This window comes from Streptomyces sp. TAA040 (assembly GCF_000424845.1).
On sequence record NZ_AUKR01000007.1, the window covers coordinates 183,614 to 196,571 of the forward strand.

At 74.1% G+C, this 12,958-nt stretch carries 13 protein-coding genes; 10 read left to right on the forward strand and 3 right to left on the reverse strand.

Features of this window, described 5'->3' with window-relative positions; all coding sequences use genetic code 11:
* Positions 1-33 precede the first annotated feature (33 nt).
* Positions 34-1,041 (reverse strand): LacI family DNA-binding transcriptional regulator, encoded by a 1,008-nt coding sequence (locus H300_RS0107775; RefSeq protein WP_028426982.1) that lies wholly within the window; start codon positions 1,039-1,041, stop codon positions 34-36.
* A gap of 378 nt (positions 1,042-1,419) precedes the next feature.
* Between H300_RS0107775 and galT the strand changes: the two genes are divergently transcribed.
* Both galT and galK read left to right on the forward strand, forming a co-directional pair.
* Complete coding sequence (gene galT / locus H300_RS25605; protein WP_051269720.1) at positions 1,420-2,586, forward strand: galactose-1-phosphate uridylyltransferase; 1,167 nt, start codon at positions 1,420-1,422, stop codon at positions 2,584-2,586.
* A complete protein-coding gene (gene galK / locus H300_RS0107785) occupies positions 2,583-3,761 on the forward strand; it encodes a galactokinase (protein ID WP_028426983.1) in 1,179 nt (392 codons plus the stop codon). The genes galT and galK overlap by 4 nt, the downstream gene beginning before the upstream one ends.
* Before the next feature lie 111 nt (positions 3,762-3,872).
* Here the strand turns inward: galK and H300_RS25610 are convergent, their stop codons facing one another.
* Complete coding sequence (locus tag H300_RS25610) at positions 3,873-6,557, reverse strand: ATP-dependent Clp protease ATP-binding subunit (RefSeq protein WP_106966749.1); 2,685 nt, start codon at positions 6,555-6,557, stop codon at positions 3,873-3,875.
* 241 nt (positions 6,558-6,798) lie between these two features.
* Here H300_RS25610 and H300_RS32255 point away from each other — a divergent pair, with 241 nt between their 5' ends.
* Positions 6,799-6,927: a hypothetical protein gene (locus tag H300_RS32255; protein ID WP_486583629.1), complete on the forward strand. Its 129-nt coding sequence runs from the start codon at positions 6,799-6,801 to the stop codon at positions 6,925-6,927.
* A gap of 85 nt (positions 6,928-7,012) precedes the next feature.
* Here H300_RS32255 and H300_RS0107800 read toward each other — a convergent pair whose 3' ends face one another.
* Entirely contained in the window at positions 7,013-7,213 is a 201-nt protein-coding gene (locus H300_RS0107800; protein WP_028426984.1) for a hypothetical protein, read from the reverse strand.
* 47 nt (positions 7,214-7,260) lie between these two features.
* Here H300_RS0107800 and H300_RS0107805 point away from each other — a divergent pair, with 47 nt between their 5' ends.
* From H300_RS0107805 to H300_RS0107835, 7 genes are all read left to right on the forward strand, one after another.
* On the forward strand, positions 7,261-7,443 hold the full coding sequence (locus tag H300_RS0107805) for a hypothetical protein (RefSeq protein WP_199779150.1): 183 nt from the start codon (positions 7,261-7,263) through the stop codon (positions 7,441-7,443).
* Between the two features lie 23 nt (positions 7,444-7,466).
* Complete coding sequence (locus tag H300_RS0107810) at positions 7,467-7,856, forward strand: cell division protein SepF (protein ID WP_028426986.1); 390 nt, start codon at positions 7,467-7,469, stop codon at positions 7,854-7,856.
* A gap of 50 nt (positions 7,857-7,906) precedes the next feature.
* Positions 7,907-9,073 (forward strand): hypothetical protein, encoded by a 1,167-nt coding sequence (locus H300_RS25615; RefSeq protein WP_037979526.1) that lies wholly within the window; start codon positions 7,907-7,909, stop codon positions 9,071-9,073.
* On the forward strand, positions 9,070-9,504 hold the full coding sequence (locus tag H300_RS0107820) for a nucleotide pyrophosphohydrolase (protein WP_078515797.1): 435 nt from the start codon (positions 9,070-9,072) through the stop codon (positions 9,502-9,504). The genes H300_RS25615 and H300_RS0107820 overlap by 4 nt, the downstream gene beginning before the upstream one ends.
* A 275-nt stretch (positions 9,505-9,779) precedes the next feature.
* Positions 9,780-10,700, forward strand: a complete 921-nt coding sequence (locus H300_RS0107825) for an LLM class F420-dependent oxidoreductase (RefSeq protein WP_028426988.1) — start codon at positions 9,780-9,782, stop codon at positions 10,698-10,700.
* Positions 10,697-11,617, forward strand: a complete 921-nt coding sequence (gene mmuM / locus H300_RS0107830) for a homocysteine S-methyltransferase (protein ID WP_028426989.1) — start codon at positions 10,697-10,699, stop codon at positions 11,615-11,617. Before H300_RS0107825 ends, mmuM begins: the two co-directional genes overlap by 4 nt.
* Positions 11,618-11,681: 64 nt before the next feature.
* Complete coding sequence (locus H300_RS0107835; RefSeq protein ID WP_028426990.1) at positions 11,682-12,905, forward strand: arginine deiminase; 1,224 nt, start codon at positions 11,682-11,684, stop codon at positions 12,903-12,905.
* The last annotated feature ends 53 nt before the right edge of the window (positions 12,906-12,958 follow it).

Consider the following 12,958-nt stretch of genomic DNA (forward strand, 5'->3'; position numbering starts at 1 on the left):
GCGGGTGGGCAGACGTCCGTCGGCACTTCCCGGTCAGCGGCTGCCGCGGCTGCTCTCGCGGACGATCAGGCTGTAGCCCGCCTGGAGCCGGGCCGCCGTGTGCTCCTCGCCGTTCAGCCGGGCCAGTACCGACTCCACGGCCAACCGGGCGATGGCGCCCTTGTCGGGTGAGACGGAGGTGAGCGTCACCGCGCCGTAGCGGCCCTCGATCACGTCGTCGAACCCGACCACGGCGACGTCCGCCGGGACCCGGAGACCGCGCTCGGAGAGCACCCGCATCGCGCCGATCGCGATCAGGTCGTTGTACGCGAAGACCGCGTCCGGGCGACGACCGGAGTCCAGCAGCGCGGCCATCGCCCGCGCCCCGTCGGCGTGCCCCCAGCCGTCCGTAGTGCCCACCAGCTCCTCGTTCGCCGGCAGCTCGCGGGCCCGCAGTTCCTCGCGCCACCCCTGCAACCGCAGGCGCGCGGGCTGGCTTTGGCCCCTGCGGGCGCCGAGGAAGGCGATCTCCCGGCGGCCCAGCGCGGCCAGGTGCCCGACGGCCGTCCGGGCGGCGGCGACGTTGTCGATGGCGATGTGGTCGTACGGCAGGTCGTAGGAGCGTTCACCGAGCAGTACCAGCGGCACGTTCTCGGTGCGGTCCGCCAGATCCTCGTGCTCCAGCTCGATCGGGTCGAGGATCAGGCCGTCGATCACCCGGGCCCGGAAGCCCTGGCTCACCAGCACCTCTTGCTCCCGGCGCCCGCCGGTGTGGTCCAGCAGCACGATGTACTCCTGCTCCGCGGCGGCGTCCACCACCGCCGCCGCCAGCTCGGCGAAGTACGGGTTCCCCAGCTCGGGCAGGGCCAGCGCGATGATCCCGGTGCGCCCCTTGCGCAGGTGCCGGGCCGCCAGGTTCGGCCGGTAGCCCAGCTCGTCGATCGCCGACTGCACCCGGGCCCGCATTCCCGGAGTGACGTGCTGGTAGTTGTTCACCACATTCGAGACGGTCTTGACCGACACGCCCGCACGCAGTGCGACGTCCTTGAGGCTGACCCGCACGACGTTCCCTCCGGTCGATGGCCCGGGCTCCACCCGCGACCCGGGTCCGTGCCGGCCGGTCGAGGACCCGCGACGGACCGGGCTCAGGGGGGCTCGGCCGCTGGGCTTGCCACGTTATACGTCTCCCGGCCGACCGCTGGCAAGCCGGTCTCCGCCGCCGCACCGGCCTCCGGGCGGGGGCGCCGCGCCGTACGGGTGACGAGGGGCCGCATCGCGGGTTACAACGATGTACAGAAGTCGGTCGGGTGTGCTTGGCTGTGCCGAGGGCTCCCGCGGCTCCCCACCGGGCGCACGTCCTGCGAGGCACCGCGACCGGCGCCGTGCGCGCGCCCGCCGGAGAGCGCGGGGCGGCCCCCGGGCACGAATCAGGGAGGTGGCGTGCGGAAGACCGCGATCCGGCTGGCGGACGGCCGGGAACTGCTCTACTACGACCGGGACGAGGGCACCGTCCGCGACACGGTGGACGAGCGCCCGTTCGACCTGGTGGCGACGGCCTCCGAGGTCCGCCACGACCCGCTGCTCGGCGACGACGTGTGCATCGCCTCCCACCGGCAGGGGCGCACGTACCATCCGCCGGCCGACGAGTGCCCGCTCTGCCCCTCCGCGGCCGACCGGCGCAGCGAGATCCCGGCGTCCGACTACGACGTGGTGGTCTTCGAGAACCGCTTCCCCTCCCTGGCCGGCGACCTCGGGCGCTGCGAGGTGGTCTGCTTCACCTCCGACCACCACGCCTCGTTCGCGGAACTCTCCGAGGAGCAGGCCGCCCTCGTCCTGGCCGCCTGGACCGACCGCACCGCCGTGCTCGCCGAACTGCCCCGGGTGACGCAGGTGTTCTGCTTCGAGAACCGCGGTGCGGAGATCGGCGTGACGCTCGGCCACCCGCACGGCCAGATCTACGCCTACCCCTACGTCACCCGGCGCACCGCCGCGATGCTCGCCGCCCTGGACCGGCACGCGCGTGCCACCGGCGGCAACCTCTTCGACGACCTCCTCGCCCGCGAACTCGCCGACCGGACCCGGCTGGTCCTCGAAGCGGAGCACTGGGTGGCCTACGTCCCGTACGCCGCGCGCTGGCCGTACGAGGTGCACCTGCACCCCCGGCAGCGGGTCCCGGACCTGCGGGCCCTCGGGGACGCGGCGCGCGCCGCGTTCCCCGGCGTCTACCTCGAACTGCTCCGCCGGTTCGACCGGGTCTTCGGCCCGGACGCACCGCCCACGCCCTACATCGCCGCCTGGCACCAGGCCCCGTTCGGCACCGGCACCCCGGACGGGCCCGCGGGGGGCGGGGGTCCCGCCGGCCCGCCCGGAGCAGGCGGCACCGCGCCGGTGGACCGTGCGGAGTTCGCCCTCCACCTGCAGCTCTTCACCGTCCGGCGCGCGCCGGGGAAGCTCAAGTTCCTGGCCGGTTCCGAATCGGGCATGGACGCGTTCATCAACGACGTACTGCCCGAGACGGCGGCCGCACGCCTCCGCGAGGTGGCGAGCCCGGCCGCGGAGGTTCCGGCCGCCGCCGTCGGGCCCCGAGGCGGGAGGTCCCGGCGGTGAGTGCCAGCGACACCTTCCGCGCGCTGTACGGCAGCCGCCCCGAGGGTGTCTGGGCGGCACCCGGACGGGTCAACCTGATCGGCGAGTACACCGACCTCAACGAGGGCCTGGTCATGCCGCTGGCCTTGCCGCACACCACCGTCGCGGCGGCGTCCCGGCGGACCGACGGGCTGCTGCGGCTGCACTCCGCGGACGTCGGGGACGGGATCGCCCCCCTGCGGACTGCGGACCTCGCACCCTCCGCGGACGGCGGCTGGGAGCGCTACCCGGCGGGGGTGGCCTGGGCGCTGCGGGAGGCGGGGCACCCGATCGGAGGCGGCGCCGACCTGCACTTCGCCTCCTCGGTGCCGGTCGGCGCCGGCCTCTCCTCCTCGGCCGCCCTGGAGATCGTCACCGCGCTCGCCCTCGACGCGCTGTACGGCCTCGGCCTGACCCGCCCCGAGCTGGCGGAACTCGGGCGGCGCGCCGAGAACGAGTACGTCGGCGTGCCCTGCGGAGTCATGGACCAGACGGCGGCCGCCTGCTGCGTCGAGGGCCACGTCCTGTACCTGGACACCCGCGACCTCAGCCGGCACCAGGTGCCCTTCGACGCGGCCGCGCACGGGCTGCGGCTCCTCGTCGTGGACACCCGGGTCCAGCACGCGCTGGGCGACGGCGCCTACGCGGAGCGCCGCGCGGGCTGCGAGGAAGGCGCCGCCCGCCTGGGGGTGCGCAGCCTCCGCGAGATTGAGCACGCCCGCCTCGACGAGGCGCTGGCCGCACTGGCCGACCCCGGCGGGGGCGGGCCCGCCGACGGGGGACCGGACCGGGTGCGCCGGTACGTGCGCCACGTCGTCTCGGACAACCACCGTGTGGAGCGGGTGCGGGCGCTGCTGGACGCCGGGGAGGTGCGCGCGGTCGGGCCGGTGCTCACCGCCGGGCACGCCTCGCTCCGCGACGACCTGCGGGTCTCCTGCCCGGCGCTGGATCTGGTCGTCGAGTCGGCGCACGCGGCCGGTGCGCTCGGCGCCCGGATGACCGGCGGCGGCTTCGGCGGCTCGGCGCTGGTGCTCACCGAGGACGCCGTCGGGGACGCGGTGAGCGAGGCGGTCCTGGCCGCTTTCGCGGCGGCCGGACTGCGCGCGCCGCGGATCTTCGCGGCGCTCCCTTCCCGGGGCGCCCACCGCCTCGCCTGAGCCCGCCCGGTGCGCGGGTCCCGGGACCGCCGCGGTGGTCGCCCGGGCCGCGAGGGGCCGGGTCCTGACGGGCGTCCGGACCCTGAAACGGCGGGGCCCGGACGCGGGACCTCAGGTGGGCCCGCTGCGCGGCCGGTCGGCGTCCGCCTCCTCCACGTCGCCGGACGGGCCGTCGTACGGAGCCGGTCCGCCGGGTGCGGGGCCCTCCGCCGCCGCTGGGTCCCGGGGGGCACGGTGGCGCAGTTTCAGCTCCCCCTCGTGCACCTCGGCGAGCAGCCGGGTGCCCGGATGCAGTTCGTCGTTCAGCAGCATCCGCGAGAGCCGGTTGTCCACCTCGCGCTGGATCGTGCGCCGCAGCGGGCGGGCGCCGTACTCGGGCTGGTAGCCGCGCTCCGCCAGCCAGTCGACCGCCTCCGGGGTGAAGTCGAGGTCCGCGTCCTGCGCCCGGAGCCGCTCGCGCGTCTCGTCCAGCAACTGCTCGGTGATCCGGCGCAACTGCGCCGCCGACAGCTGCCGGAAGATGACGGTCTCGTCGACGCGGTTCAGGAACTCCGGCCGGAAGTGCTCCCGCAGCGGGCGCAGCACCCGGTCCCGTCGGGCCTGCTCGTCGGCGTCCTCACCGCCGGTGCCGAAACCGAGCGCGCCGCCCCGTCCGGTGATCGCCTCCGAGCCGAGGTTGCTGGTCATCACGATCACCGTGTTGGTGAAGTCCACCCGGCGGCCCTGGGAGTCCGTCAGCCGCCCGTCGTCCAGCACCTGGAGCAGGATGTTGAACACGTCCGGGTGCGCCTTCTCCACTTCGTCCAGCAGGAGCAGCGCGTACGGGTTCCTCCGCACGGTCTCGGTCAACTGGCCGGCGTCCTCGTGGCCGACGTATCCGGGGGGTGCGCCCACCAGGCGGCTGACGGCGTGCCGCTCCTGGTACTCGCTCATGTCCAGCCGGACCATCCGGTTCTCGCTCCCGAACAGCGAGGCGGACAGCGCCCGGGCCAGTTCGGTCTTGCCGACACCGGTGGGCCCGAGGAAGAGGAAGCTGCCGATCGGCCGGTCCGGGCTGGCCAGTCCCGACCGGGACCGCAGCACCGCGTCGGCGACGGCGGAGACCGCCTCGTCCTGGCCGATCACCCGCTCCCGCAGCCGGTCCGCCAGACCGAGCAGCCGCTCGCGCTCCTGCTCGGTGAGGCTGCTGACCGGAATGCCGGTCTGCCGCGACACCAAGTCCGCGATGTCCTCGACGGTGACCTCGGTGATGCGGTCCGCGGACGGATTCTCGCCGCCGTCCTGCCCCAGCTCCTGCTCGACCGTGTTCAGCCGGTCGCGCAGCCGGGACGCCTTCTCGTAGTCCTCCGCCGCGACCGCCTGCGCCTTGTCGCGCAGCAGTTGCTCGCGCTCGCGCTCCCTGGCCCGTACGTCGGTGCCGCGGGTGCTGGAGCGCAACTGGGCACGCGCCCCGGCCTGGTCGACCAGGTCGATCGCCTTGTCGGGAAGGAACCGGCCGGTCAGGTAGCGGTCTGAGAGCCGGACGGCGGCGCTCAGAGTGTCGTCGCTGTACCGGACCTGGTGGTGGGCCTCGTAGCGGTCGCGGAGCCCCTTGAGGATCTCCACCGACTCCTCGGTACTGGGTTCGGAGACCAGCACCGGCTGGAACCGCCGGGCGAGCGCGGCGTCCTTCTCGATGTGACGCCGGTGCTCCTCCAGCGTGGTGGCCCCGATGACGTGCAGTTCACCGCGGGCGAGCGCGGGTTTGAGCATGTTGCCGGCGTCCATCGAGCCGCCCTCGCCACCGGCTCCCGATCCGCCGGCCCCGACGACGGTGTGCAGCTCGTCGATGAAGACGATCACCTCGTCCGAGTGGGCGCTGACCTCGTCGATCAGGCCCTTGAGCCGCTCCTCGAAGTCCCCGCGGTAGCGGGTACCGGCCACGACGCCGGAGAAGTCGACCTGCACCAGCCGGCGTCCCAGCAGGCTGTCCGGCACGTCCCCGTCCGCGATCCGCTGGGCGAGGCCCTCGACCACCGAGGTCTTGCCCACTCCGGCCTCGCCGACGAGCACCGGGTTGTTCTTGCCGCGGCGGGCGAGGATCTCGATCGTCTGGTCGATCTCCTCGTCGCGTCCGATGACCGGGTCGACCCGGCCCTCGCGTGCCATCCGGGTGAGGTCGTGGCTCAGCGAGTCCAGTGTCGGCGTCCCCTCGGAACCCGCAGGTCCGGGGCGCGGGCCCTCCGGTTCCGGCCCCGCCCGGCCGGTGCCCGCACTCGGCCCGGACCGGCTCCTGCCCGGAGGCGGGCTGCTGTCCGGGGTGAGGTGGGCGTCGTTGAGAATGCGCCCCGCCATCGATTCGGGGTTGGCCGCCAGAGCGACCAGGACGTGCTCGGGGCCGATGTAGGGACTGCCGTCCGACCTGGCCACGTCGTGGGCGTCGATCAGGGCGCGTTTGACCGCGGGGCTGATGGCCAGGGTGCTGCGCTCAGGCCCCTGCCCGGCCCGCCGGTCAATCTGCTCGGCGAGGGACTCCGGGTCGGTACCGCCACGCTGGATGATCGAGCGGGTCGGTTCGACGTTCAGTGCGGCGCGCAACAGATGCGCCGTACCGAGGTCGGCGTGGCCGTGCTGGGCGGCGTAGGTGGCGGCGGAGGAGACCAGTTCCCGTGCGGGTTCGCTCATCAGCCGCAGGAAGTCGAAGGACCGGGGGTCCGGCTGGTTGCCCCCGGAGCCGTGATTCCCGAAGAATCGTGCGAGGAAGTCACCGAACGGATCCTTACCGCCGGGGCCGCCGAGACCCATTGTGCTGCTCATGATTCCCCTCCCGCCGGCCTCCCGCGGCCGGCTTCGATTGAGGGTTTGCGGTCGGTCGGCACGGGTTCCCGGATGCGAGCGGACTCATGCCTCGAAGGTGCGAGCAGTGTGGAAGTACCGTGTGGAGGATTTGCAGCGGCATGGACCCCTTCGGCGCGGCCACCCGGGAACGGAGAGCCGAACCCGTACGAAAGGGGCGAACACCGTGCGGTGCGAGGGGTTCACCGGACAGGTGCAGGCCGTGGCCTCGCTCAGCGGCCGGCCGGATGCCGAACGCTCCGTCCGGGCCACGCGGGAGACGCTCGCGGAGCGCATCCCGGACGCGCTGGCCGAGTATCTGGCAGCCCGGACGGACGACCCGGAGCTCTGAGCCCGTGGGGGCGGAGCGGTTCGCCTCGGCCTCCACCCCGACGCCGGCTCGGCAGCGCTCGTGGGACGGGGGTCGCTGCGGGGGCTCACGCACGCCGCGTAGCGGACGAGTCCTGTTCCTGTCGTGGCGCGGGCAGCGCCGCGGCCGTCAACGCGACGGCCGCGCACGAGGCGGCCGTCGCCAAGAACACCGCCGAGTACGACAGTCGCGGGCCGTCGTCAGCGGTGGCGAGGGTGACGAGGGAGGCGAGGCCGACGACACCGTCCCGTGGGCGGGTGGTGTTCATCAGGCCGGAAGCCGCTCCGGCTCCCCTCGCGGATGCCGGAGGTGACGGTGGGCAGCAACGACGGCGTCGTGCTGTGGAAGATCGCCGAGGCCGGGGTGCGCCACCTGGGCGTGGAGCCCTGCGGCGACGTCGCGGGAGCGGGCGAGGCCGGCGGTATCCGCGGCGCCCCCCCCGCGGCGCCCGCTCCGCCGCCGCGACACGTCGGGGCGGCGGGTTCTGCACTCGAATGATCTGCTTTCCCTACACTCGCGGAATGCGCATATCGAGCGATCCGACCGATCAGCAGTGGGAGGCCTTGGCAGAGGTCGTCCCGCTCCGCGGTGGCTACGAGTGGCCCACCTGGCCCGCGGGCAGCCGTCCGCCCGAACTGCAGGAGGGCGACGAACACCGGCAATTCGTGGTGATCCGCGTCCAGTGCTTCGCGGACGCCCGGGAAGTGGCCGAGCACCTCATCGGCCTCTCCCCGGTGCTGCTCGACCTCAGCGCCGCCGACGCCGACGTCGCCCGCCGGGTGCTCGACTTCAGCAGTGGCGTCGTGTTCGGACTGGCGAGCGGGATGCACCGGGTGGACACCAACGTCTTTTTGCTGGCTCCGGCCGGCACCGAGGTCGCCGACCCGGGGGTCACCCGTTCGCAGGAATGACGGCCGGCGGGAACGGTTCGGCGCACCGGACCGCCGCTAGCTTCCTCGGTATGAGCGAAACCGGGCCCCCGCCGGCCGTGACCGAGTTGCGCATCTCGGCGTTCCGCTCACTCACCCGGTTCCACCTCCCCCTCGCGCCCCTGACCCTGCTGACGGGCCCGAGCGGCAGCGGCAAGTCCAGCGCGCTGGCGGCCTTCGCGCTCCTCGCCCGACTGGCCGCCGGCGACTCGGTCCACGAGGCGGTCGCCGCCGTGCCCGGCGGTCCGTCCGGATGCGTCCCCGCCGGCGCGCGGCCGGACCCCACGGGTCGGCGCGGCTTCCGGATCGGCTGCACCGCGGACGGACCGGCCGGGCGGATCCGCCTCGACGTGGCCGTCCAGGCCGAACCCGCGCTGCGCATCGTCGGTGAGCGGCTGACCTGCGACGGCGACATGCTCCTGAGCACGGCGTTGCGTGACCCGGACCGCCGCGTGGTGCAGGCCGCCTGGCACACCGCGGGCAGCGCCTCCGTCACCCGGGCGCCGCTGCCCGACGACCTGCTGGCCACCGCGCTGCTGCCGCTGCGCGTCGCGGGCACCACGCCCGGTCAGCTCCGGGTGCTGGCCTGCGCCGAGCAGTTGCTGCTCGCCCTCGGTCCGGTCTTCGACTGCCACCCGCGCCCGGAGGCCATGCGCAGACCCTCGGGCGGGATGAACTCCGTACTGCGCGGCGACTGCGCCAACATCACCGCCGTCATGCGGCGGGTGCGCGCCGACCTCGCGGCGGTGGACGCGGCGCTGGCGGCCGCCGCCGACCCCGTGCGCACCGGCCCCGCCGCCGACCCCGTGCGGACGGGGGCACGTCCGGTGGACGCCCGCGACCGGTCCGGCGCGGGCGCGTCCGGTGGGCCGCTGCCGCTTGAGTGGCTCTCCGACGGCGAACTCCGCCGCACCGCCTGGGCGCTGGTGCTGCTTGCCGGCTCCCGGGTGCTGGCAAGCAGCACCGCACCCGAGGGGCCGTCGGACGGGCGCCCCCTGCTGCTGCTCGCCGACGGCCTCGACCAGCAGATGGATCCGCGGCAGACCGCCGAACTGCTCGCCCTCGCCGCCCGCGCCTGCGGCCGGGGGCGGGTCCGGTTGCTGGGCTCGGTGTCGGACGCGGCGCCGGTCGAGCGGATCGCCGGAGCCCGGGTGCTGCGGCTGGGCGCGGCCGCGGGCGGTGGTAGACCTGGGGGATGAGCACCGAAGCCGCGCACCGCCCGGAGTCCGCATCCCCCGAGGACCGTTCGCCGACCGTCCCGGCGGCTCCGCCCGCCTCGTCGCACACGCCGGCCTCGCTGCAACGCCGGCTGACGGAGTTCGCCGCGGCCCGCGACTGGGGGCAGTACCACAACCCGAAGAACCTCTCCGCCGCGCTGAGCGTCGAGGCGGGGGAGCTCGTGGAGATCTTCCAGTGGCTCACGCCCGAGCAGTCCGCCGCGGTGATGGCGGACCCCGAGCGGGCCGGCCGGGTGGAGGACGAGGTCGCCGACGTCCTGGCCTACCTGCTCCAGTTCTGCCAGGTGCTCGATGTGGATCCGCTCGCCGCGCTCGCCGCGAAGATCGAGCGCAACGAGTCCCGCTTCCCGGCGCCGGCCGCTTCCGGCGACGCACCGCACGCACCGGAGTGAGCCGCGTCCGGTGCCTCCCGGCCGCCCGCCCCGGGTGATTCCACCCGAAGGGTGAGCGAGTTCTCCACCGTTGCCCGGTCGTCCACCGCAATCGCGGCTGCCCGGCGGGCCCGGTCGCGGCCGGGCACCGTGATGGCACACCCGGCTCGGCGAGGCGAAGGAACGGACGGTGGCGGCGATGGGGAACTACTCGGTGGCAGCGAAGGAGGAGGGCGCCCCGGCGGAAGGCGGCCGGCCGCTCGGTCCGGCAGCGGGCGAGGGGGCAGCATGGGGGCATGGATCTGCGCATCTTCACCGAACCCCAGCAAGGCGCCGACTACGGCACCCTGCTCCGGGTGGCCAAGGCCACCGAGGAGCTGGGCTTCGACGCCTTCTTCCGCTCCGACCACTACCTCGCCATGGGAGGGGACGGCCTGCCCGGCCCGACCGACGCCTGGATCACCCTCGCCGGTCTGGCCAGGGAGACCAGCCGCATCCGGCTGGGCACTCTCATGACGGCGGGCACCTTCCGGCTTCCCGGTGTGCTGGCGATCCAGGTGGCCCAGGTGGACGCCATGTCGGGCGGCCGGATCGACTTCGGCCTCGGCAGCGGCTGGTTCGAGGCGGAGCACACCGCCTACGGCATCCCGTTCCCGAAGGAGAGGTTCAGCAGACTGGAGGAGCAGCTCGCGGTCATCACCGGCCTCTGGAACACTCCGGAGGGCGAGACCTTCAGCTTCGACGGCAAGCACTACCGTCTCACCGACTCGCCCGCGCTGCCCAAGCCGGCCCAGAGCAGGGTGCCGGTGCTGGTGGGTGGGCACGGCAAGGTCCGCACCCCCAGGATCGCCGCCCGCTACGCCGACGAGTTCAACATCCCCTTCGCCTCGTTGGCGGACACCGAGGCCCAGTTCGGCCGGGTGCGCGCGGCCGCACTGGAGCACGGCCGCCCGGCGGAGGAACTGGTCTGCTCCAGCGCCCTGGTGGCCTGCGTGGGCCGGGACGACGCGGAGGTCGCCCGCCGGGCGGCGGCGATCGGCCGGGAGGTCGGAGAGCTGAAGGAGAACGGTCTGGCCGGTACCCCGGCCGAGGTGGTCGACAAGATCGGACGCTACGAGGAGATCGGTTCCTCCCGGGTGTACCTCCAGATGCTCGATCTGGCCGATCTCGACCACCTCGAACTGATCTCGGAGCAGGTGCAGTCCCAGCTGTCGTGACACCTCCCGCGCTCCCGCTCGCCGCCGCACTCGCCCGCGGTCCGCTGCCGCTGGACGGCGGCCTGTCCAACCAGCTCGCCGACCAGGGCTGCGACCTGTCGGACGCGCTGTGGTCCGCCCGGCTGCTCGCCGACGCGCCGGAGCAGCTCGTCGCGGCGCACACCGCCTATGTGCGGGCGGGGGCGCGGGTCCTCCTCAGTAGCGCCTACCAGGCCTCGTTCGAGGGCTTCGCCCGGCGCGGGATCGCGAGCGCGGCGGCGGCCGCGCTCATCGGCAGCAGCGTGCGCCTGGCCCGCGCCGCGGCGGGCGACCGGCCCGTGTGGGTGGCGGGCTCGCTCGGCCCCTACGGCGCGATGCTGGCCGACGGCAGCGAGTACCGCGGCCGGTACGGCCGCAGCGTCGCGGAACTCGTCCGTTTCCACCGGCCGCGGGTGGCCGCCCTCGTCGACGCCGGGGCCGACGTCCTGGCCCTGGAGACGGTGCCGGACACGGTCGAGGCGGAGGCGATGCTGCGGGCTGCCGAGGACTGCGGCACACCGGTCTGGCTCAGTTACACCGTGGCCGGCGACCGGACCCGGGCGGGGCAGCCGCTGACCGAGGCGTTCGCCCTCGCGGCGGGGCTCGACCAGGTCCTCGCCGTGGGCGTGAACTGCTGCGACCCGACCGAAGCGGGACGTGCCGTCCCGGTGGCCGCGGAGGTCTCGGGCAAGCCGGTGGTGGTCTACCCGAACAGCGGCGAGGGCTGGAGCGGCCGCGGGGGCGGGTGGCGCGGTCTCCCGGCCTTCGCCCCGGAGGCGGTCGACCGCTGGTGCGCGGACGGGGCCCGGCTCGTCGGCGGCTGCTGCCGCGTCGGTCCGGAGCAGATCGCCCGGCTCGCCGCCCGCCTGGAGGCGTCGGCACCCGGGCGGGAGGGGTGAGCGGCGCCGGGCCGCCACCGGTGGCCCGTGGGCGTTCGCCGGTCGGCTCGGCCAGGATGGGGTCATGGCATTCCACGTGGACTCCGAGGCCGGGCGGTTGCGCCGGGTGATCCTGCACCGGCCCGGGCTGGAGCTGAAGCGGCTCACCCCCACCAACAAGGACGACCTCCTCTTCGACGACGTGCTGTGGGTCCGCCGGGCCCAGCAGGAGCACGACCACTTCGCCGGGCTCCTGCGCGAGCGCGGCGTCCAGGTGCACCTCTTCGACGAACTGCTCGGCGAGGTGCTCGACGCCCCCGCCGCCCGGGAACTCGTCCTGGACCGGGTGTTCGACGAGAAGGAGTACGGGCCGCTGGCCACCGGGCGGCTGCGAGCCGCGTACGGCGGGCTGCCGGCGCCGGAGCTCGCCCGGGTGCTGGTGGGCGGCGAGACCAAGCGGGAGTTCCTCCGGTGGAACCCGGAGCCCGTGTCCGTCCGCTTCCACGTGACGGAGCCCGACGACTTCCTGCTCAACCCCCTGCCCAACCACCTCTTCACTCGGGACACCTCGGCCTGGATCTACGACGGGGTCGCGATCAACGCCATGCGCTGGCGGGCACGTCAGCGGGAGACGGTGCACTTCGAGGCGATCTACCGGCACCATCCCCTCTTCACCGGCGACGACTTCACCTTCTGGTCCCGAGGGGAGAGCACCCACCCCTCGACGATCGAGGGCGGCGACGTCCTCGTCATCGGCAACGGAGCCGTACTGGTCGGCATGAGCGAGCGCACCACCCCGCAGGCGGTGGAGACCCTGGCGCGCTCGCTCTTCGCGGCAGGATCCGCCCGCGCGATCGTCGCGCTCGACATGCCCAAGCGGCGCTCCTTCATGCATCTGGACACCGTCCTGACGATGGTGGACGGCGACACCTTCACCCAGTACGCGGGCCTGGGCATGCTCCGCTCCTACACCATCGAGCCCGGTGCCGAGGAGGAGGAGCTCAAGGTCACCGACCACCCGCCCGAGCACATGCACCGGGCGATCGCGGCGGCGCTGGGCCTGGATTCCGTGCGGGTGCTGACGGCCGTCCAGGACGTCCACTCCGCCGAGCGGGAGCAGTGGGACGACGGCTGCAACGTCCTGGCGGTGGAGCCGGGGGTGGTGGTGACCTACGAGCGCAACGTCACGAGCAACACCCATCTGCGCAAGGAGGGCATCGAGGTCCTGGAGATCCCGGGCAGTGAACTCGGCCGGGGGCGGGGCGGGCCGCGCTGCATGAGCTGCCCGGTCGAGCGCGACCCGGTGTGAGCGGGAGCGGGGCCGCTCGCGGCAACCGCCGTACCGGTCGTATAGGCATGCGC